The sequence below is a fragment of the Cupriavidus sp. GW823-FHT07B10 genome, from assembly GCF_058794355.1.
Window position 1 is genome coordinate 448112 of record NZ_JBXAGS010000003.1, and the last position, 20497, is coordinate 468608.

Here is a 20497-nt window from a genome sequence, read left to right on the forward strand (position 1 = left end):
TGGCCCGGCGTGCGCGCAAGCCGCTTATTGCGGCCACACGCCATCGACATCGCGCAGCAGGTGGCCGGCGAGGATATAGTCCCCGAGCCGCGTGGCCTTGGCCTCGAGGTCGAGCAGTTCATGGTCCGCCAGCGTGCCGAGATCGAACTGGCAATAGAGATTGCGTTGACGGAACGTGGCCTTGGGTTTGGCCAGCCCTTCGATCAGGGCTTCGCGGGAACGGACGGCGATGCTTTCTTGTCCGCGATACTGCACCTTGATACCGCGCTTTTCTCCGAGCCTGCCGAGTTCGACGGCATCCTGCCATCCTGTCTCGTAGTCCAGCTCAAGCGCCAGCACACCTTCCGAGGCCAGAAGCCTGAGCGCTTCTGCCTTGCTGCCAGCTCGCACGATTGACATCCACACCTCTTATATCGACTTATACTGTACGAATATACAGTCAACCCGGGGTCGCGGCAAGGGGCTTGCACCGGACGCCTGCCGAGCGCTCCCTGCCTTGCCGCTGCGATGTTGCGCTGGCCGCGCCTGCGGCCTTTCGCCAGTGCAGCCGAATATTGTTTCCCGCGTATGTCAGGGCTGCGCCTGCGGTGCCGCGCCGGCCGCTTCGTTGCCTGTGCTGCCGGCCGCGCCGGAGCCACTTCCGCTGCCGGTTGCGCCCGCCTGCGCCGGTGCGCCGCTGAAGTCGCCAGCATAGACGCGCGACAGCGTGCCTGGCTGCATGTAACGCCGAATGGCCGCGTTGACGGCGTCCGGCGTGGCGTTGCGCAGGCGCTCTTCGAGTTCGGCGGTGAAGGCCATGGTGCGGCCCAGGTAGAGCTGGTTGGCCAGCGCGCCGGCCAGCGCGGCGTCGTTGCTGCGGCTGACCATGCCCTGCTGCAGCAGGCCGCTGACGGCCTCGGCCAGTTCCTGCGCGGTGATGCCGTCGCGCACGAAGCGCTCCAGCTCCTCGGTCACGGCGCGTTGCAGGCGCGGCAGGTTCTGCGGTGCGTATTGCGCCTGCAGGCCGAAGCGTCCCGCGCGGTCGAGCGCGCCCACCTGCACCCAACTGCTCGCGCCATAGCTCAGGCCTTCCCGCTGCCGCAGCCGGTCAGCCAGGCGGCCGCGCAGGCTGGCGCCGCCGAGCACGCGGTTGGCAATCATCATCAGCGCATAGTCCGGCGCGTCGTTGGTCAGGTCGATCGGCGTGGAGGCCAGGTAGATGGCATTGGCCTTGCCCGGCGCGGGCAGCGTGAACTCCGCCGGCGGGATCGGCACAAAGGGGCGCTCGACGCGCGCGTAGGGCTGTTGCGCGCTCCAGTCGCCGAACAGCTGCGCTGCCTGCGCGGCCGCGGCCGCGGCATCGAAGTCGCCCACCAGGCTCAGTTGCGCATGGCCCGCGCCATAGAAGCGCGCGTGGAAGTCGCGCACCTGCGCCAGGGTGGCGGCCTGCAGGTCGGCGATGTTCTCGGCAAAGGTGCGCGCATGGCGCGGGTCGCCAGCGGGGTAGGGGTCGCCATGGCGGCCCAGCGCGTTAGACGCCATCACGCCCGGCTCGCGCCGGATGCTCTCGATCTCCGCGATGCTGGTCTTGCGCAGCGTCTCAAACTCCGCCTCGGGGAAGGTCGGTGCGCGCAGCAGGTCGCGCAGCAGGGCCAGCAGTTCCGGCAGGTGCGCGCGGCGCGTCTCGAAGCTGACGGTCACGCGCTCAGAGCCGCCAGAGATGCCGACGCGTGCGCGCAGCGCCTCGATGCGGTCGGCGATCTGCTGGCGGTCCATGCCAGCCGCGCCGCGCCGGAGCATGGAGGCGGTCAGCGCGCCCACCGTGGTCAGCCCCTGCAGGCTCTGCGTGTCGCCGATGCGCAGCACCAGCGCGCCGTGCACCACTTCACCGCGCGCCGGCTTGGGCAGCAACGCCAGCTGCATGCCGTTGGCCAGCGTCTGGCGCGTGGTGTGGGCCTCGATATTGGCGGGGCTGGGATCGAATGCCGCCACCGCGGCCATCGCCTGCCTGCCCTGGTAGCCGCTGACCATGGCCGTGACATCGGGCGCCGGCGGCACCTGCGCGCGCGACGGCTGCTCGGCGGGAAGGAACACGCCCACGGTGCGGTTCGAGGCCTGCAGGTAGTTCAGCGCCACGCGCTGCACGTCTGCCAGCGTGGTGGTCTCGATGCGGTCGCGCGCCAGGAAGAACAGGCGCCAGTCGCCCTTGGCGATGGCCTCGGACAGCGCCACGCCGAGCGCGCCGGGATCGTTCATGTAGTGCTCGTACGCGTTGCGCATGCGCACGCGCGCACGTTCCAGCTCGGCCTCGGTCACGGGCGCCTCGGCAAAGCCCTCGACCTGCGTGATCAGCCCGGCGCGCGCAGCCGCGAGCGGCTGGTCTTTGGACGTCTCGACCATGAGCAGCAGTGCCCCCGGGTCCTTCATCGCATAGAGCGCGGTGCCGACCGACACGGCCTGGCCACGCTCGACCAGTGCCTTGTACAGCCGCCCGCCCGGCGTATCGCCGAGGATGAGGGTCAGCAGCGAGAGTGCCGTGCTGTCCGGATGCGCACCCGGGCTGACGTGGTATTGCGCGGCGACCAGGCTGTTGTCGCCGGGGCGCATCACTACCAGTTCGCGCGCGCCTTCCTGTGCGGGCTCGACGGTATGCTCGGGCGGCAGCACGCGCGTCGGGCGCGGGATTGGCCCGAAGTAGCGCTCGATGCGTGCCAGCGTGGCGGCGGGATCGAACTTGCCGGCCACCACCAGCACCGCGTTGTCGGGCTGGTAGTAGCGGCGATAGAAGGCGCGCAGGCCGTCGATGCTGACGTGCTCGACATCGCTGCGCGCGCCGATCGGGGCCTTGCCGTAGTTGTGCCAGCGGTAGGCGGCGGCCATGGTCTGCTGCATCAGCATGCGCCCGGGGCTGTTCTCGCCCATTTCCATCTCGTTGCGCACCACCGTCATCTCGCTGTCCAGGTCGGCACGCGAGATCACGCTGTTGACCATGCGGTCGGCTTCCATGCGCAGCGCCCAGTCGAGGTTTTCATCGTTGGCGCTGAAGGTGCCGAAGTAGTTGGTACGGTCCTGCGCGGTGGTGCCGTTCACGCTCATGCCGCGCCGGGCGAACTCGGTCGGGATGGTCTTGCCGGGCAGCGATGGCGTGCCCTTGAACAGCAGGTGCTCGAGCAGGTGGGCCATGCCGGTCTCACCGTAGTTCTCATGGCGGCTGCCGACCAGGTAGGTGATGTTGACGGTGGTGGTGGCCTTGGCCGCGTCCGGTGCCAGTACGATGCGCAGGCCGTTGGGCAGGCGGTATTCGGTGATGCCTTCGACCGATGCCACCTGCGTGGCCATGGCAGGCGTCGTCGTGGGGGCGGTCTGCACCGGCTGTGCCAACGCCGGCGCGCAGGCAAGCGAAGCAAGCAAGGACAGGTGCAGGGCAGTGCGGCGCATGGCGTCTCCGGGCGGGCGGTGGCAGTGGGTTGGCGGGTGAGGCACGAAGCGCATTCTAGCCGCCGCCCCTGCCAGGAACTGTGCCGCAGCCCACGCCCGCGCGCCAGAGGGAAATGTCCGAATCCAGCGGGTAAGCGGTTGCCGGTAGCGGTAGCATGCCGTCATGCACCTCGATCCCGACACCTGCTACAAGGCCGTGGCCTCGCACGACCGCCGCTTCGACGGACGCTTCTTCGTGGGCGTGTCGTCGACCGGCGTGTACTGCCGGCCCGTGTGCGCAGTACGCACGCCCAAGCGCGAAAACTGCACCTTCTACGAGAGCGCCGCGGCGGCGGAGAAGCATGGCTTCCGCCCCTGCCTGCGCTGCCGTCCGGAGCTCGCGCCCGGGCATGGGCTGGCCGATATTTCAGGCCGGCTGGCGCAGGCAGCGGCCACGCTGATCGACGAGGGCTTCATGGCCGAAGGCAGCGTGGCCACGCTGGCGGTGCGCATCGGCGTGACCGAGCGGCACCTGCGGCGCCTGTTCGATGCGCAGTTCGGCGTGTCGGTGCTTGAGTACGCGCAGACGCAGCGGCTGCTGCTGGCCAAGCGCTTGCTGGCCGACACCGCGCTGCCGGTGACCGAAGTGGCGCTGGCGGCGGGTTTCGGCAGCGTGCGCCGCTTCAACGATGTGCTGAAGACCCGCTACGGCCTGACGCCGCTGGCGCTGCGCCGCCGCGCCGCCGACGGCGTGGCCGACCGGCTGGTGTTCGACCTGGGTTACCGCCCGCCGTTTGCCTGGGAGGCATGGCTGCGTTTCCTGGCTACCCGCGCGGTGGATGGCATCGAGGCGATCCGGGACGGCACCTATATGCGCACGCTGCTGGTGGATGCCGGCGGCAGCACGCACACCGGCTGGGTACGGATCGAACACGTGCCGCGCCGGCTGGTGCTGCGCGTGACGTTGTCGGCCTCGCTGGCGCGCGTCATTCCGCAGGCGCTGGGCAAGGTGCGCCGCCTGTGCGACCTGGGCTGCCGCCCGGACGTGGTGGACCGGCACCTGGGCGAGCTTGCCGAGGCCATGCCGGGCGTGCGCCTGCCGGGCAGCGTCGATGGCTTCGAGATCGCGGTGCGCGCGGTGGTGGGGCAGGTGATCTCGGTGGTGCAGGCGCGGCGCATCCTGGGCGCGCTGGCGCGGCACGCGGGACAGGCGCTGGACGGCACGCCCCCGGACGGCCTGCGCTACACGTTCCCGAGTGCCGCCGCCATTGCCACACTGCCAGAGCAAGGCTTGCGCGATGCCGGGGTGTCGGCGGGCAAGGCGCGCACGCTGCTGGCGCTGGCGCAGCGCGTGGCCAACGGCACGCTGGCCCTCGATGCGCACGCGCAGCCGGAACTGACCGTGGCGGCGCTGCGCGAGGTCGACGGCATCGGCGACTGGACCGCGCAGTATGTCGCCATGCGCGCGCTGGGCTGGCCCGATGCGTTCCCCGGCACCGACTATGCGCTGCGCAAGGTGCTGGGCGTCAGTACCGTGCGCGCGATGCACGAGCGCACCGCGCAATGGGCACCGTGGCGTGCCTACGCCGCCATCCACCTGTGGCATCGCTACGAAGCGATGAAGGACGCGGCCAGCGCCGCGGCCGCACCGGAGACGATCACATGACCAGCTATCGCCATATCGACAGCCCGCTCGGCACCATCCTGCTGCGCGTGCAAGGCGCACACCTGACCGGCCTCTTCTTCGCCGGGCAGAAATACCATCCCGCGGGCATTGCCGACAGCCGCGACGTGCCGCCGGCCGATGCCGCGGTGCTCGACCGCGCCGCGTCGGAACTGGCCGAATATTTCGCCGGCCGCCGCGATACCTTCACCGTGCCGGTGCGCTTTGCCGGCAGCCCGTTCCAGCAGCGCGTGTGGGAGGCGCTGCTGGCCATCCCCTGCGGCGAGACCGCGTCGTACGGCGAACTGGCCCGCGCCCTGGGCCTGCCGCCCACGCATGCGCGCGCAGTCGGCGGCGCGGTGGGACGCAACCCGCTGTCGGTGATCGTGCCCTGCCATCGCGTGCTGGGCAGCGCCGGCGCGCTGACCGGCTACGCCGGCGGCATCGAGCGCAAGCGCGCCTTGCTGCAGCGCGAAGGCGTCGGCACCACGCCCGGCTGATGGCGCTGGCCGCGCTGCCATGCCGCGCCTGTTCATTGCCGTGGAAGTCCCGCCCGCGCTGGCGGCAAGGCTGCTGGCGACCCTGCCGCCCGCGCATGGTGTGCGGCCGGCAGCGCCAGAGCAGGTCCACCTGACCCTGCACTTCCTGGGTGAGTGCAACGTGCCTGGCGCCGCGCTGGAGGCCGCGCTCGACAGCATCCGCGCGCCTGCCTTCCTGCTTCAGGCGGCCGGTACCGGGCGCTTCCGCAGCGGCCAGGGTTCGGTGCTGTGGGCAGGCCTGGCGCCAGGTCCCGGCCTGGACGCGCTGCGCGCCCTGCACGCCGATGTCGGGCAGGCGCTGGCCGGGGCCGCGGGCATTACCCCAGAGCGGCGGCGCTTCCATCCGCACCTGACGCTGGCGCGCTGCAAGCCGTCAGTGCCCGAAAGCGTGCTGCGCGCCTGGCTCGACACGCACCGCACGCTGGCCAGCGAGCCCTGGCACGTGCAGCGGCTGGTGCTGTTCGAAAGCCGGCTCGGCCCGCAAGGTCCCCAGCATCTCGTGCGCCAGGCCTGGCCACTGACGCAGGCTGGCCCTACGCCAGGTTGCTGAGCCCCAGCGCCACGCCCAGCCCGCACAAGGCCGAGCCGATGGTGCGGTCCAGCAGCCGCTGGCGCCGCAGCATCGCCGCGCGCAGCGCCGGCGCGGTGAATACGCACGCCACCAGGCTGAACCACGCCAGGTGCGCCACCGACATGAATCCGCCATAAGCCCATTGCACCGGCACCGGTGTGTGCGCACCGACCACCTGGGTGTAGGTGCTGACCACGAACAGCGTGGTCTTCGGGTTCAGCGCATTGGTCAGGAAGCCCATGCGCAGCGCCGCCCACGGCCGCAGCGTGCGCGCACCTTGCAGGTCTGCTGCCAGCGCCTCGCGGTTGCGCAGGGTCTGGACGCCGATCCACACCAGGTAGGCCGCGCCCAGCATCTTCACCACCGTCAGCATGCTGTGCGCATGAGCCATCAGCAGCGCCACCCCGAACATCGTATAGAGCACATGCACCTGCACCCCCAGCGCGATTCCGAGGGCGCTGAGCAGGCCGGCGCGGCGGCCGTACAGGTAGCTGTTGCGGGTCACCATGGCGAAGTCCGGGCCCGGACTGACAACGGCCAGCACGGTCACGGCGGCGACCGCCAGGGATTCGGCGATTGGGGGCATTTTCTGTCAGGTTACGTTGTAGTTATCCGGAGATCGCCACATCGCGAGATCCGGGCGTACCCAATTCTGCGTGCCGGAAAGCGCCGCCACAACCGATATATACTCGCGCAATTACGTGAGAAAAACTGACTGATGCACTGGCTGGGCTGGATCCGATTCTTCGAGGCCGCGGCACGCCACGAAAGCTTTGTCCGGGCGGCGGAGGAACTGCACCTGACCCATGGCGCGGTCAGCCGGCAGATCCGCCAGCTCGAGGACACGCTGGGCGTGGCGCTGTTCGAGCGGCGCAACCGCGGCGTCTTCCTGACCGAGGCGGGGCGCACGCTGTTCGCGGCATCGACGCAATCGATGGAGGTGCTGGCCGGCGCCGCCGCGCGCATCCGCACGCAGCCGCCGGGGCGAGCGCTGGTGCTGTCATGCGAGCCGACCATCGCCATGCGCTGGCTGATCCCGCGGCTGCCGCGCTTTGCCGCGCGCCATCCCGATATCCCGCTGCACCTGATGGCTGCGGGCGGGCCGATCGACTTCACCCGCAGCGGCGCCGACCTGGCACTGCGGCGCAATGACTTTGCCTTCGATGCGCGCTGGCACGCGCGCGAGGTAGCGCAGGAACGGGTGGGGCCGGTGTGCCGGCCACAGCTTGCGCAGGGGGCAGCCACGGTCCCGGCGCGGCTGCATACGCGCACGCGGCCCGAGGCATGGCAGCGCTGGCAGGCGGTGCGCGGCGATGCCGCCCCCACCGTGCAGTGCGACGGCGACGCCTGGTATGAACATTTCTACCTCAGCCTGCAGGCCGCCGCAGCGGGGCTGGGCTGGGCCATGGCCTCGCAGCTGATGGCCGCCGACGAGATCGCCGATGGCCGGCTGGCCGCGCCGTTCGGCTTCGTTGCCGACGGAACGGCCTATCATTTGTTGTCGCCCGCGCCGTTTGAACACGACACGCGCCGGCTGGTGCTGCTGGCATGGTTGCGCGAAGAGGCGCAGGCAACGCTTGCTGCGCCGCCGCCTTTACCCCCGGACGCCTGAAAGCGCCGTGCGCGCTACCCCCCGGAAGTCTGTGCTCAAGTTCTGCCACAGATCTGCCGAAGTGAGAGCATGCGTCTTGCCGGGCATCGGGACACGCGCTTAACATGCGCGCGGCCGGCAGGCCGAAGCCCCCGTACCCGGCGATCCCAGCCACTCCAGATGTTGCGTGAATCCATGAATCAGCACGATGCCTCCGGGCCAGCCGATAACGGCGCCGAATCCGACATTGAGCCGGCGGATGACCGTTATCGCCTGACGCACAACTCGCAGATCGGCACCGTGCTGCGCGACCTGTCCTGGCAGAAGTGCATGCTGAGCGTGCGCACCCGCACCGGGCACCAGTTCGTCACGTCGGTCCTGCACGTCGACCCGGTCGACCGCACCTTCGTGTTCGACTGGTGCAACGCGGAACCCGAGCGGATGTCGCTGATGACCTCGGATGAAAATGCGTTCTCGGGGCTGTTGCGCGGCGTGCCGGTCAACTTTGTGGTGGGCCAGCCGGCCGCCATGCGCTATGAGGAAGGCCCGGCCTTCGTCGTCGAATTCCCCGAGAAGCTCTACCACTTCCAGCGCCGCCGCCATTTCCGCGCGCGCACGCTGGTGACCAGGGGCTACCGCTGCGAGATCCACATGTCGGACAAGACCGTGCTGGGGCTCGATATCGCCGACCTGTCGCTGTCGGGCGTGGGGCTGCGCTCGAAGACGGTCTCGGCAGAGCACCTGCCGGTCGGCACCACGGTCGGCAAGTGCCGGCTGGACTTCCGCGAACTGGGCAAGCTTGAGCTGGACCTGCAGGTGGTTGGCCACTGGCTGGTGGGCCATGACGACAGCGCCATCCACCATTTCGGCTGCGCCTTCATCCATCCGGACGGGCGCATGGAGAACTTCCTGCAGCGGCTGGTATTTGCGCTGGAACTGGCGCACCGGGGCTGAAGCACTGGTGCCGAGGCCGCGCAACCCGGACCCGGCTTACCTCAATCCCGTGCGGCTGCCCGGGTAGTCAGCGGCAATCAGGAGCCGATCAGCCGGCCAATTGCCGCCGCGGCTTCGCGTATCGGCGGCAGCAGCCGCGAGATCATCTCTGTTTCAGAGACACGCGCGGCGCGCACGCTCACGCTCAGCCCCGCCAGCACGATGCCCGAGGCCGAGCGCACCGGGACGGCCATCGCGCGCAGGCCCGGTTCCAGCTCCTCATCGACGATCACGTAGTCCACTTCGCGGGCGCGCTCGAAGCATGCTTCCAGCTCCTGGCGCGAGACCTTGGTCTGCAGCGTGCGCGGGCGCAGTTCGGCGTGCTCGAAGAAGCCGTCCAGCACCGTGGCGGGCTGGTGCGCCAGCAGCAGCCGGCCGTTGGAGGTGCAGTAGGCCGGCAGGCGGCTGCCCATGCCTAGCGAATAGTTCAGCACCCGCTGCACTTCGGAGCGCACCAGGTACAGGATGTCGGTGCCGTCCAGGATCGCCAGCGTGCAGGTCTCGTGGATGCGCGCGCTCAGGTTGTCCAGGATCGGCTGCGCCAGAGACACCAGCGAGGTCGACGAGAAATACGCGTGGCCCAGGTGCAGCACGCGCGGCCGCAGCGCGAACTGGCCGTCCTGCTGGCTGACGTAGCCGAGCTGTTCCAGCGTATAGAGGCAGCGCCGCACCGAGGCGCGCGACAGCTGCGTGCGCTGCGCCACCTGCGAGATCGTCAGCGGGCGCTTGCGTTCCGAGAACGCCTCCAGCACGGTCAGCCCGCGCGCCAGCGACAGCATGAAGTTGGGATCGCCGGCAAAACTGGCGAGCAGGTCGGCCTGGGGCCGGGCAACGCGGACGGTGTCGGCCTGTGCATGGCCAAGACCGAGGGGGCGGAGGACGTCCATTGGGAGGTGTGTTGTCTGGGCTTGTTGTCCGATAATCGCGCAATCTTAAACCGGCTGGCCGCCAGGGGCCAGCCTTTGCTGCATGCGCGCATCGCCCGCATGGCACGCGGGCCGGATGCTGCACGGCATCAACGCCCGCGCCGCTCCGCGATCTCGTAGAGCGCCATGCCAGCCAGCATGGCGCCGACAAAGCCCCAGGCCTTGGCATAGCCGGCACCCAGCGCCACCAGCGCCGGGCCCGGGCAGAAGCCCGCGAGGCCCCAGCCCACGCCGAACGCGGCGCTGCCCAGCACCAGCCGCGGCGTGACCGCGGCCAGCGCCGGCCACTGCATCGACAGCCCCAGCCAGGAGCGCTGGCGCCGGCGCGCCAGTGCGAAGGCCACCACTCCCACCAGGATCGCGCCGGCCATGACAAAGGCGAGCGACGGGTCCCAGGCCCCTTGGTCGGGTTGGCCATGCCGGACAGGATCAGGCCGATGCCGAAACCAGCCCGGCCAGCAATGAGAAGAGCGTGCCCATCGGTCAGCCTCCCAGCCAATGGCGCTGCACCAGCACCGTCAGGAAGCCCGCCGCCATGAAGGTCACCGTGGCGGCCAGCGAGCGCACCGAGCCCCGCGACAGGCCGCACACGCCGTGCCCGCTGGTGCAGCAAAGGCGCGGAGCGCCCGCCAGTGCAGCCCGAGGCGCGGATCATAGGCGCCGCATGCCAGGCGGGCGCCCAAAAAAAATGTCGCCGCTGGGGAGCGGCGACCGGGGAAGGTCGTCATTCAAGAGGGGGTCTTGGTGACGTAAAAAGTATAGACATTTGAATTAAGACATTACATACAACTTTGGTAGGGTGCGGCCGGCTCACATTTTCTGGATGCTTATGCTGACCGGCTCAGAAGGGTTTACCCAGGAACAGGTAAAAGCTGTATGTGCCTGCGGCGGCGCGGCCATAGGCCAGGTAAAGCGGGCCCAGCGGACTGTCCAGCGCCAGGAAGACCGAGCCGGACTTGAGCAGCCCGGTCGGGCTCCCCGGCACCAGCGGGTCGCCCATGCGGCCCGCCTCCAGCGAAAAGCCTGCGTACACGCCTTGCAGCAGGGTCTGGCGCGCCAGCTTGTTGTAGTAGACCAGCCGCGCAAACTGCAGGTTGCCGCCCAGCAGTTGCCCGGTGGCATAACCGGATTGCTGCAGGAAGCCGCCCCACTGGAACAGGTCATAGCGCGGCAGCGGCTTGCCGCCGATATTGCTGCCGACCTTGAAGGCCAGCGAGACCGTGTTGTCGCCGAACGAGTGGGCATAGATGCCGTCCGCCTGCGCCTTGACATAAGCCTGGTCGGCACCCAGCCCCGGCTGCGAGCCGTAGATGTGAAACCGGGCCGCATAGCCGAAGCGCGGGAAGTCGACGCTGTCGAGCTGGTCGAAGATGAGCCGCCCGGTGATGGCGCCGCGCCGGATATTGCCCGGGCCTGGCGACAGCGACTCCGGGCCGGTGCTCAGCGTGGCGTGTTCCGCGCCGGTCTGCAAGCCCACGCGCAGCTCGCCGTACTTGGTGAACTGGCTGCCCGCGTCCAGCGCGACGTCAAAGCGGCGCAGGTCATAGGTGGCGATGCGCGTGCTGCCCTGGAAGACATTGACCGGGCGCCGCTCCAGCTCGATGCGCGGCGCGATAAAGAAATACTGGCGCGTATCCAGAGGCTGGTAGAACTCACTGATCAGCGACGAGGTCTGGCCCACCTGCGCATCGGTGCGCCATTCGGCGCCAAGCGCATTGAGCCAGGTGCGCCGGTAGCTGCCCACCAGGTTGAAGTAGGCATCGCCGCGGAAATCCGAGCTCAGCCCGAGCCCGAAGCGCAGGTAGTCGGGGCCGTAGGATTTCTCCACCGCATTGACCGCCAGCACGCGCTTGCCGGGCTCTTCCAGGATGCCGTAGTTGACGTGCTCGAAGTCGCCGGTGCCGAACAGGCGGCGCATGTCCTGGTCCAGCGTGGCCTGGTCGACCGGCTGCCCGGGCTTGGTTTCCATCACCGCGGTGGCGTAGTCCGGGTTGACGCGCTGCAGCGGCGCCAGCCGGATCTCATCGACCGGGCGGGTGTCAGGCGGCTGCACCGCCTGTTGCCTGGCGCGCAGTTGTGTATATTGCGCCGGCGGCAGCGCCAGCGGCGCGAGGCGGTCGGCGACCTTGCGCGCGGCAGCCTCGCCGATGGGGATGGTTGCCGGCAGATGGTCGAAGTCGGTCGCGGAAAAATCGCCCAGCGCCGGCTCGATCAGCACGTCGGTGGGCCGCAGCGAGGCCAGCGACGCACGCACGTTCTGCTCGGTCAGGATATTGAGCATCTGGCCGGTCACGCCGATGATCGAGGTCAGTTCCTCACGCCTCATCAGCGGCGTGCCCAGGTTCACCGCGATCACGATATCGGCGCCCATCCTGCGCGCCACGTCCACCGGCAGGTTGTCGGTCAGGCCGCCGTCGACCAGCAGCCGCCCCTCGTACTCGGCCGGCGCCACCGCGCCCGGCACCGACATGCTGGCGCGCATCACGTTGGCTAGCTCGCCCTGGCTGAACACCACCGGCGTGCCTGCCACCAGGTCGGTGGCGACAGCGCGGTAGGGAATCGGAAACTGGTCGAAGTCCCGGTAGCCGGGCACCTTGGCCAGCTGGCGCAGCACGGTCTCCAACTGCACGCCCGAGACCGCGCCCTTGGGCAGCAAGAGGCCGCTGGCCTGCACTCCGATCTCGGGCGTGAACAGGTTGGTGAAATCGTCCTGCTTGCGCCGGATGGTCAGGTCCTGGCGCGGCGGGCGTTCCTTGAAGATCCTGTCGGTGCTCAGGCCGCCGACCAGCCGCTCCATTTCGGCGGGAGCCATGCCGGTGGCATAGGCGCCCCCCACCAGCGAACCCATGCTGGTGCCTGCGATGCAGTCGACCGGGATGCGCATCGCCTCCAGCACCTTGAGCACGCCGATATGGGCCGCGCCGCGCGCGCCGCCGCCCGAGAGCACCAGGCAGATGCGGGGGCGCGCGCCCGCGGCCACCTGCGGCGTGGCTGCCGCGGCCTGGTTTGCGGGCAGCTCGATGCCCGAGGCCGTCGGCATGGATGCCGGCTCAGCGGCCAGGACCGAGCCCGCAGCCAGTGCCAGGACCGCCGGCACGAGCAGTTTGTGCAAGCAATGGAATGAGGCTGCCTTCATGGCACCGTGGGGTTCGCTGTCGGCCGCAACGGGCGGCAGTAGCCCGGCCCGGCATCAGCCGCGCGGGGAGGTCCGCCTATCTTCGGGCAAAATGCGGCATTCTGGCCGCCCCCTCGCGGCCGTGCAAAAACAATTCATCACGCCGTTCGGAAGCGTGCAGATCGGCACGCGGCCCCATGGTGCCCTGCTCTAAGATGGACACAGGCGAGGTGCTTGGGGGTTGCATGTACGGTTATTTCTTTTGCCAGACCGCAGCGGGACAGCTCACGCTCATTCCCCGCGAGAAGGACTGGATGCTGATGCTGGGCAATGGCGTGATGGGGAGGTTCCCGGATGCCCAGGCAGCGGTTGATGCCCTGCACGAAGGCACACTGCGGGTGCAGGGGCGGCGCATCGATGCCAGCGCGCTGGGCGTGCCGGCACGCGCGCACGACTGGCTCTACCATGTACTGAGCCGCTGACGCGGCGTACCGGCGGACGCGCTGTCCCGCCAAAGGGGAATCGCCATGACTGCCCTGGTCGAGTGGGCCCGCGCGCATACCTGCCGGCTGTTTCCGATGTCGGCCGAATACCACCGCAGCGACGGCAATCAGGTGCAGGTCAGCTGGCAGGCCGAGCCGGCCGGCTCGCCCGGACGCTGCCGCCTGAGCGCGACCCTGCAGTTCGACCAGAGCGTGATCGACGCCGTCTACCTGGCCGACGCCGCCGAACTTGCCCGCATCGGCGCCAGGCTGGCCAGCGTGGTGTCGCGCCGGCTTGCCGAGGACGACATCGCCTGCCTGGCGGGCACGGCGCTGGTGATCCCGGTCGGCGAAGGGCTGCTCAGCCACTGAGGGGTCCGGCGGCAGGCCGGGGCCGGCGGGAATATACTGGCGGTTGATCCGCCAACGCGCCTGTTCGCGAACTGTCAGTGTCCCAAGCGTCCCCTGCCGTGTCCCCCGACGACCCCCGCCCGGTGCCGCCAGAGCGGCCCGGCGATGACGAGTGCTGCGGCTCCGGCTGCGATCCCTGCATCTTCGACTACTACTACCAGGAAATGGACCGCTACCGCGAGGAGCTGCGCGCCTGGGAAGCGCGCCAGGCGGCGCGTCATGCCGAGGATCCGGCAAATTGAGCGAGCCGCTGCAACTCCCGCACCCGACGTCCGCGCTGTTCGATTTCGTGCAGCGCCACCCGCGCCTGTTCGTGCTGACCGGCGCGGGTATCAGCACCGATTCCGGCATTCCCGGCTACCGTGACGCGCGCGGCCAGTGGCAGCGCTCGCAGCCGATCACGCTGCAGGCCTTCCTGGGCTCGCACGCGGGGCGCCAGCGCTACTGGGCGCGCAGCATGCTGGGCTGGCCGGTGGCGTGGCAGGCGCGGCCCAATGCCGCGCACCATGCGCTGTCGCGCCTTGGCGCGCACGGCCGGCTCACGGCGCTGGTCACGCAGAATGTCGACGGCCTGCACCAGCGCGCCGGCAGCGAGGGTGTGATCGAACTGCATGGCAGCCTGGCCAGCGCCATCTGCCTGGACTGTGGCACGCGCCATGACCGCGCCGGCCTGCAGGACTGGCTGCTGGCACAGAACGCCGCGCTGCGCGACGTGATCGCCGAGCCCGCCGCCGATGGCGACGTGCATTTCGAATCGCCGCTGTTCGCGCAGTTCCGCGTGCCCGAGTGCGGGCGCTGCAGCGGCATCCTCAAGCCGGACGTGGTGTTCTTTGGCGAATCCGTGCCGCGCCCGCGGGTAGATGCCGCCCGCGCGGCGCTGGAAGCAGCGGATGCCATGCTCGTGGTCGGTTCGTCGCTGATGGTCTATTCCGGCTACCGCTTCTGCGTCTGGGCCGGACAGATGGGCAAGCCCGTGGCCGCGCTCAACCTGGGCACCACGCGGGCGGACGCGATGCTGGCGCTGAAGGTGGAAGCCGGATGCGCGCCGACGCTGCAGGCGCTGGTGTCCCGGCTGGAGCAGCGCACAACCGAATCGCGTTGACGCGATGGCCGCACAGGCATAGCATCGCCAGACCACATCTTCGAAGTCTTCAATTCCCGCCATGACCGCAGACCGCCAACGCCCCGTCAACGCCGCGCCCCCGGGCCGCGCGTTGCCATGCGTGCGTCGCCAGCCTGCGTTCACATCTGTCGCGCCGCCGCCGCACATCGGCGGTGTGCACCCGCCGCCGCGCGGCTGACGGGCACGCCCCCCAGCCTCATTCGTCTCCGGTAGTCCCGCATCCGTGTGCCTGTGCGCACGGCAGCCGCACGCCTGTGCGCGCTGCCGCCGTGCCATGGCCGCATGCGCGTCGCCGGAGCCTGCCAAGCTGACGACAGATGACATCCATGACAACCGACAAAGACTGCACGGCGCATTTCGACGGCGCCACCGGCACACGCACCACCAACACTTCCGCCTGGGCCACGCCCCTCTTCGTGCTGCTGTGGAGCAGCGGCGCCATCGCCGCCCGGCTGGCCCTAGACCACGCCACGCCCTTCGCCTTGCTGACGCTGCGCTTCGCGCTGGTCTGCGCCGTGCTGGGCGCGATCGGCCTGGCCAGGCACCGCCTGCTGCCGCCGCGCGGCGAGTGGCGGTACACCGCCCTGACCGGCTTGCTGCTGATCGGCGGCTACTCCGTCTTTTACTTCCTTGCACTCGACCACGGCATGACACCCGGCGTGCTCGCCACCGTGCTTGGTGCCCAGCCGATGCTGACGCTGCTGCTGACCGAGCGGCGCTTCAGCGCCGCTCGCATGGCGGGCCTGGCCCTCGCGCTCGCCGGGCTGTCCATGGTGGTGGCGGACAGCCTGCTGCTGGCCAGGCTGTCGCTGGCAGGCGTGCTGTGCGCGCTGGCCTCGCTCGCCAGCACGACCGTCGGCGCCATCCTGCAGAAGCGCATCACGCGCGCACCCGCAGAAGTGCTGCCGCTGCAATACGGCGTGAGCCTCGCGGCCTGCCTGCTGTGCCTGCCTTTCCAGCCCTTCGCCTTCGATGCTTCGCTGGCTTTTGCTGCGCCGCTGTTGTGGCTGGCGCTGGTCATTTCGATCGGCGCGACGCTGCTGTTCTACCGCCTGATCCGCGCGGGCAATCTGGTCAACGTCACCAGCCTGTTCTACCTGGTGCCGGCGGGCACGGCGGTGCTCGACTACCTGCTGCTGGGCAACCGCATGGCGCCGCTGGCGATGGCGGGGATGGGGGCGGTGCTGGCGGGGTTGGGGGTGGTGTTCAGAGGTGGCCGGGGTTGAGGTAGAGGAAGAAGGAGCGAGCCTGGCCCGCAGGCTATGCCTACCGCTGCTTCACCTCCACCCGCACCTCATCCTTGCCCACGGTAATCGCCCCCGGCTCCACGTCCTTGCCGCCGACGCGCAGTTCTTCGGGTTTGAACGTATAGACCGGATAGTCCTTCAGCAATTGCTGCGCAACCACAGCGCCGATGGCGTTGAGCTGCTCGCGGTATTGCCCCATGCCGGCGACTTCCACCTGCTGTACGGTCGGGTTGTCGAGCAGCACCGCGCGTTTGGCCGGGTCGTAGCGCACGCCGCTGTTCAGCGCGAGCTTGCCGTCTACCGGCGGGGAGGGCAGCAAGGCGTTGGTCAGGCGTGCGTCGACATGGGTGGTGACGCGGTTGTTGGCCTCGTCCAGCACCAGCCGGGGATGGCTGAGCTGCACGCTGACGACTTCGGCGTAGCGCAGCGTGGCGGGGAAGCGCTGGTCCAGCGCGGTCTGCAGTTCCTGCCGGGAGAGGGAGTACTCGCCGGTCCAGATGTTGTAGCCGGCCAGTGCCGAGGAGGCACCAGCGACGCAGGCGGCGGCAATCAGCAGGGAAAGTTTCAGACGCATGTGGCGGATGGGGCGCGCCTGTCGAGGGCGGCGGTGAATGGAGCCAGCCTGTCAGACCGCGCGGGCGGGGTGGCGTTCCGTCACATCGGCGATCGGCCTGCATGGCGCGGGCCGCGTCGATCAGTAGTGCGGCGGGATTTCCTGCTGGGGATCGGCTTCGGCCGCGGTGGTGGCGGCGCTGCGCACCTGCTGGTACAGCGCGCGGAACTGCTCCTGCAGCAGGTCGATCTGCTGCTGCTGGCGCGCCACGGTGCTGTTCAGGGTATCAAGCAGGTCTTCCTGGAAGGCGAGCTTGATTTCGAGTTCGTTGATGCGATCGTCCATGGCGTGGTTTCTCCGGCAGGCGGCGCATTGTAAGCCCTTATGCTCAAGGGGCGCGTCGCTGCCGGGAAAACTGCGCGATGCGCGGCTTACTTCGGTGCCGACAGCAGCATCCACATGATGCCGAAGCGGTCGGTGACCATGCCGAACTGGTCGGCAAAGAAAGTCTTGTCCAGCGGCATCACTACCTGGCCGCCTTCCTTCAGGCCGTTGAAGGCCTTTTCGACCGCAGCCTTGTCAGGATAGTTGATCGACAGGGCGAAGCCATGGAAGTCGGGCTGGTTCGAGCAGCGGCCGTCGGAGGCCATGATCACGCTGTCGCCGATCTGGAACTCCATGTGCATGACCTTGTCTTCGGTGCCGGCGCCGGGCTGGCAACCCTCGCCGCCCTTGCCGGCCTCCGGGTTGTCCTTGAACGTCATCCGCATGTTGACCTTGGCGCCGAGAATCTTCTTATAGAACTCAACGGCTTCATCGCAACGGCCTTCGAAGAACAGATAGGGCTGGACTTGCATGACAACTCCTGTAGGCAGGCCGCCGCTCGGGCGGCCGTGGATATCGGCATGGCGCGCGAATCAGGCGGCGCGCTGGCAACTGGCGCATGCTTTTGTGTACGCCGTCCACAATACCTTAGCAAAGAAAATGGACGACGTCCACATTAAATGGGCGGAGTGTGTGCAGACTGGAGGGCGGGCGGGAAGTCCACGGTGCTGCACTAGAATGGCCGCGACACCACCAAGCGCCAATCCTTTCGACCGTCCTGCCCCAAACGGAGTTGCCTTGCGTTACGAACTGACCGACCTGCGCCTGTTCCAGGCCATTGCCGATGCGCAAAGCCTGTCAGGTGGCGCTTCGGCCACGCATATCACCGCGTCGGCGGCGAGCTACCGGCTGAAGAACCTGGAGCACGCGATGGGCACGCCGCTGTTCGTGCGTACCGCGCGCGGCATGGAGCTGACGCCGGCCGGCGAAACCCTGCTGGTCCATGTGCGCGAACTGCTGCTTGGCGTCGAGCGCATGCACGGCGAGGTGGGACGCTTTTCTGCCGGACTGAAGGGCAATATCCGGCTGCTGGCCAACAGCAGTTCGCTCAACGGTTTCATCATCCCGAGCGTGAGCCGCTTCCTGCTGGCCAACCCGGATGTGAACATCGACCTGGAGGAGCGCGCCAGCCAGTCGATCCTGGCGGCGGTGGCGGCCCATGAAGCCGATGTCGGCATCCTGGCGGGCGATTTCCAGACGGGCGGCGAAGCCACCGGGGTGCGCTCGGTGCGCTACGCGCGCGACGAGCTGATCCTTGCGGTGGCCGCGGATCACCCGCTGGCGCGCGAGCCCGAAGTGCGCTTCGGCGCGGCGCTGGCCTTCGACTTTGTCTGCATGAGCCGCACCAGCAGCAACTTCCTGTTCCTGCGCGACATGGCGCAGCGCGCGGGCAAGGGGCCCAACGTGCGGCTGCATGCGCACAGCTTCGATGCGGTGTTGTCGCTGGCCGAGGCCGGAGTGGGGGTGGCGCTGGTACCGCGCAGCGTGGCGGCGCAGGCCCTGCGCGAGGCGCGCGTGGTGGGGGTGCGGCTGGCAGAGCCGTGGGCGCTGCGCGAACTGAACCTGATCGTGCGCGCCGACGGCAAGCTGCCGGCGTTTGCCGAGGCCTTTGCGCAGTTCCTGCTGAACGATCCGCGCGTGGTGGCCACGCGCGAAGGCGGCGCCGTGGCAGCCACGGCGCCGTAAACACTTTCCCCGCGCTTCAGCGCTTGCGGTTCAGGAAGGTGGCCATGTGCTGCTGTGGCTCGCCGGTGTCGAAGGCGCTGCCGAACTCGGTCACGCTGTTGTTGATCGAGACTTCCAGCGGCGCATCTTCCCACTCGCGCAGCAGGCGCTTCTGCTGGCGCACCGCGACCGGGCCGAAGCCGGCCAGCAGCGCGGCCACGCGTTCGATTTCCAGGTCCAGCTCCGCCAGCGGCACCACGCGGCTCACCAGCCCCCATTGCAGCGCCTCGGCGGCATCGGTGATCTCGCCCGTCAGCAGCATCCACGCCGTGCGCGCATTGCCGATCAGGCGCGGCATCAGCGCGGCGTGGATCACCGACGGGATGCCGACCTTCACTTCCGGCATGCCCAGCTGCGCGTTGTCGGCGGCGATGCGGATATCGCACGCCAGCGCCAGTTCCAGCCCGCCGCCCAGGCACCAGCCCGGCATGCGCGCGATCACCGGCACCGGCAGGTGGCGCACGGCGTCGCACAGGCGGCGCAGGCCGCTGATGAAGGCCTCGGCGCTGGCGCGGTCCAGTGCGGCCATTTCCTTGATGTCGGCACCGCCGACAAAGCCTTTCTCGCCGGCGCCGCGCAGCACCAGCACGCGTACCGCGTCATTGCCGGCCAGCGCTTCGATGGCGCGCGTGAGCGATGCGATCACCGGCGTGCTCAGGATATTGAGCGAGCCCGCCTCGCGGATGGTGACGGTGGCGATGCCGCGCGCGTCGATCTCGACGCCGGCGTGCGGTTCTTGCTGAAGTGCGCTCATGTCGTTCCTTGTGGCTTACTGGAGCCTGGTGAAATGGATGTCCTCGACGACTTGCTTCCAGTGCGCATTCTGCGCCCGGATCAGGTCGCCGAAGGCCTTGCGCGAACTCGGTGCCGGGATCGCACCTTGTTTCTCGATGGCGGCGATCACCTCGGGCTCGGCCAATACCTGGCGCACGGCGTCGTTGAGCTTGTCGAGAATGGCCGAGGGCGTGCCCGCCGGTGCGCCCAGGCCGAACCACGACGGGTTGTTCATCGCCGGCAGGCCGGCCTCGGCATAGGTCGGCACATTGGGCAGCACCTTCAGGCGCTGCTGCGCGGCGACCGCCAGCGGCTTCAGGCGCCCGCCCTGGATCAGGCCAGACGACGACGGGATATTGTCGAACACCACCTGGATCTGGCCTGCCACCGCATCGTTGAGCGCCGGGCCCAGGCCCTTGTATGGCACGTGCAGCCTGCGCGTGCCGGTGGCGTTCATGAACAGCTCGCCGTTCATATGGCTCAGTCCGCCGTTGCCGGACGAGCCGAACGAGTACTTGCCCGGGTTGGCCTTCAGCAGCTTGATGAACGACTGCAGGTCCGTGGCCGGGAATGCCGGGTTGACCACCAGCACGTTGGGCACGTCGGCCAGGTTGCTGACCGGCGCGAAGTCCTTGACCGGGTCATAGGCGGTCTTCAGGTAGACGTTGGGGTTGACGGCGTGCGAGCTCTCCACCTCCATCACCAGCGTGTAGCCGTCGGCCGGCTGCCTGGCCGCGTAGGCGCTGCCGACCGCGCCGCCGGCGCCCGGGCGGTTCTCGACCACCACCGGTTGCCCCAGCACCGGGCCCAGGCGCGTGCCGACGATGCGGGCAATGATGTCGGTGGTGCCGCCGGCGGCGTAGGGGACGATCAGCTTGATCGGCCGGTCGGGATACGCGCTTGCATGTGCGGCGCCGCTTGCGCATGCCGCCAGCAGCGCGATGGCGGTGAAGGTCGGTTTCATCGGTGTCTCCGTGTCGGTGTTTTTGGTCTCGTGGGTAGCT

21 protein-coding genes and 2 pseudogenes are annotated in these 20497 nt (G+C 69.0%); 11 read left to right on the forward strand and 12 right to left on the reverse strand.

Features of this window, described 5'->3' with window-relative positions; all coding sequences use genetic code 11:
* Positions 1-24: 24 nt before the first annotated feature.
* Positions 25-399, reverse strand: a complete 375-nt coding sequence (locus tag AC1Q6V_RS09810; protein WP_010811174.1) for a hypothetical protein — start codon at positions 397-399, stop codon at positions 25-27.
* A 171-nt stretch (positions 400-570) separates the two neighbouring features.
* Positions 571-3417 carry a M16 family metallopeptidase gene (locus tag AC1Q6V_RS09815; protein ID WP_439669497.1) on the reverse strand — a complete coding sequence of 949 codons (2847 nt, stop codon included), beginning with the start codon at positions 3415-3417 and terminating at the stop codon, positions 571-573.
* Between the two features lie 163 nt (positions 3418-3580).
* Here AC1Q6V_RS09815 and AC1Q6V_RS09820 point away from each other — a divergent pair, with 163 nt between their 5' ends.
* From AC1Q6V_RS09820 to thpR, 3 genes are read left to right on the forward strand one after another with little or no spacing between them, the layout of a single operon-like run.
* Positions 3581-5062 (forward strand): AlkA N-terminal domain-containing protein, encoded by a 1482-nt coding sequence (locus AC1Q6V_RS09820; protein WP_454750607.1) that lies wholly within the window; start codon positions 3581-3583, stop codon positions 5060-5062.
* A complete protein-coding gene (locus AC1Q6V_RS09825) occupies positions 5059-5559 on the forward strand; it encodes a methylated-DNA--[protein]-cysteine S-methyltransferase (RefSeq protein WP_454750606.1) in 501 nt (166 codons plus the stop codon). Before AC1Q6V_RS09820 ends, AC1Q6V_RS09825 begins: the two co-directional genes overlap by 4 nt.
* A 19-nt stretch (positions 5560-5578) precedes the next feature.
* On the forward strand, positions 5579-6148 hold the full coding sequence (thpR, locus tag AC1Q6V_RS09830; protein ID WP_439669495.1) for an RNA 2',3'-cyclic phosphodiesterase: 570 nt from the start codon (positions 5579-5581) through the stop codon (positions 6146-6148).
* On the opposite strand, the gene AC1Q6V_RS09835 is transcribed toward thpR, so the two are convergent.
* Positions 6132-6755 (reverse strand): LysE family transporter, encoded by a 624-nt coding sequence (locus tag AC1Q6V_RS09835; protein WP_041688256.1) that lies wholly within the window; start codon positions 6753-6755, stop codon positions 6132-6134. The two genes, thpR and AC1Q6V_RS09835, sit on opposite strands and share 17 nt — an antisense overlap.
* Before the next feature lie 132 nt (positions 6756-6887).
* On the opposite strand from AC1Q6V_RS09835, the gene AC1Q6V_RS09840 reads away from it, so the two are divergent.
* Positions 6888-7781 (forward strand): LysR substrate-binding domain-containing protein, encoded by an 894-nt coding sequence (locus AC1Q6V_RS09840; protein WP_454750605.1) that lies wholly within the window; start codon positions 6888-6890, stop codon positions 7779-7781.
* A 159-nt stretch (positions 7782-7940) separates the two neighbouring features.
* Positions 7941-8714: a flagellar brake protein gene (locus AC1Q6V_RS09845; protein ID WP_037025021.1), complete on the forward strand. Its 774-nt coding sequence runs from the start codon at positions 7941-7943 to the stop codon at positions 8712-8714.
* A gap of 77 nt (positions 8715-8791) precedes the next feature.
* Here the strand turns inward: AC1Q6V_RS09845 and AC1Q6V_RS09850 are convergent, their stop codons facing one another.
* The 4 genes and pseudogenes from AC1Q6V_RS09850 to AC1Q6V_RS09865 all read right to left on the reverse strand — a co-directional run bounded on the left by AC1Q6V_RS09850 (position 8792) and on the right by AC1Q6V_RS09865 (position 12815).
* Positions 8792-9640 (reverse strand): IclR family transcriptional regulator domain-containing protein, encoded by an 849-nt coding sequence (locus AC1Q6V_RS09850; RefSeq protein WP_010811182.1) that lies wholly within the window; start codon positions 9638-9640, stop codon positions 8792-8794.
* A gap of 128 nt (positions 9641-9768) precedes the next feature.
* Positions 9769-10159: pseudogene (locus AC1Q6V_RS09855) on the reverse strand (DUF6691 family protein).
* A 3-nt stretch (positions 10160-10162) separates the two neighbouring features.
* Positions 10163-10288 (reverse strand): annotated as a pseudogene (locus AC1Q6V_RS09860) (YeeE/YedE family protein); the annotation flags it as partial.
* Between the two features lie 232 nt (positions 10289-10520).
* On the reverse strand, positions 10521-12815 hold the full coding sequence (locus AC1Q6V_RS09865; protein WP_454750604.1) for a patatin-like phospholipase family protein: 2295 nt from the start codon (positions 12813-12815) through the stop codon (positions 10521-10523).
* A 224-nt stretch (positions 12816-13039) separates the two neighbouring features.
* On the opposite strand from AC1Q6V_RS09865, the gene AC1Q6V_RS09870 reads away from it, so the two are divergent.
* From AC1Q6V_RS09870 to AC1Q6V_RS09890, 5 genes are all read left to right on the forward strand, one after another.
* Positions 13040-13276 (forward strand): hypothetical protein, encoded by a 237-nt coding sequence (locus AC1Q6V_RS09870; RefSeq protein WP_010811185.1) that lies wholly within the window; start codon positions 13040-13042, stop codon positions 13274-13276.
* Between the two features lie 45 nt (positions 13277-13321).
* Entirely contained in the window at positions 13322-13648 is a 327-nt protein-coding gene (locus AC1Q6V_RS09875; RefSeq protein ID WP_058697693.1) for a hypothetical protein, read from the forward strand.
* Between the two features lie 98 nt (positions 13649-13746).
* Positions 13747-13929 (forward strand): oxidoreductase-like domain-containing protein, encoded by a 183-nt coding sequence (locus AC1Q6V_RS09880; protein WP_338031253.1) that lies wholly within the window; start codon positions 13747-13749, stop codon positions 13927-13929.
* Positions 13926-14789 (forward strand): NAD-dependent protein deacetylase, encoded by an 864-nt coding sequence (locus AC1Q6V_RS09885; protein ID WP_454750603.1) that lies wholly within the window; start codon positions 13926-13928, stop codon positions 14787-14789. The genes AC1Q6V_RS09880 and AC1Q6V_RS09885 overlap by 4 nt, the downstream gene beginning before the upstream one ends.
* A gap of 347 nt (positions 14790-15136) precedes the next feature.
* A complete protein-coding gene (locus AC1Q6V_RS09890; RefSeq protein WP_454750602.1) occupies positions 15137-16036 on the forward strand; it encodes a DMT family transporter in 900 nt (299 codons plus the stop codon).
* Between the two features lie 40 nt (positions 16037-16076).
* Here the strand turns inward: AC1Q6V_RS09890 and AC1Q6V_RS09895 are convergent, their stop codons facing one another.
* The 3 genes from AC1Q6V_RS09895 to AC1Q6V_RS09905 form a co-directional block, all read right to left on the reverse strand.
* Complete coding sequence (locus AC1Q6V_RS09895; RefSeq protein ID WP_010811190.1) at positions 16077-16631, reverse strand: DUF1439 domain-containing protein; 555 nt, start codon at positions 16629-16631, stop codon at positions 16077-16079.
* Positions 16632-16751: 120 nt separating this feature from the next.
* On the reverse strand, positions 16752-16955 hold the full coding sequence (locus tag AC1Q6V_RS09900) for a SlyX family protein (protein WP_010811191.1): 204 nt from the start codon (positions 16953-16955) through the stop codon (positions 16752-16754).
* A gap of 86 nt (positions 16956-17041) precedes the next feature.
* Positions 17042-17467: a VOC family protein gene (locus AC1Q6V_RS09905; RefSeq protein WP_011617942.1), complete on the reverse strand. Its 426-nt coding sequence runs from the start codon at positions 17465-17467 to the stop codon at positions 17042-17044.
* 265 nt (positions 17468-17732) lie between these two features.
* Between AC1Q6V_RS09905 and AC1Q6V_RS09910 the strand changes: the two genes are divergently transcribed.
* A complete protein-coding gene (locus AC1Q6V_RS09910; protein ID WP_011617941.1) occupies positions 17733-18680 on the forward strand; it encodes a LysR family transcriptional regulator in 948 nt (315 codons plus the stop codon).
* 16 nt (positions 18681-18696) lie between these two features.
* Here the strand turns inward: AC1Q6V_RS09910 and AC1Q6V_RS09915 are convergent, their stop codons facing one another.
* Both AC1Q6V_RS09915 and AC1Q6V_RS09920 read right to left on the reverse strand, forming a co-directional pair.
* Positions 18697-19473, reverse strand: a complete 777-nt coding sequence (locus AC1Q6V_RS09915; RefSeq protein ID WP_010811194.1) for an enoyl-CoA hydratase — start codon at positions 19471-19473, stop codon at positions 18697-18699.
* Between the two features lie 15 nt (positions 19474-19488).
* The gene (locus AC1Q6V_RS09920) at positions 19489-20457 is read right to left on the reverse strand and encodes a tripartite tricarboxylate transporter substrate binding protein (protein ID WP_454750601.1); all 969 of its coding nucleotides are present in this window, start codon (positions 20455-20457) and stop codon (positions 19489-19491) included.
* Positions 20458-20497: the final 40 nt, after the last annotated feature.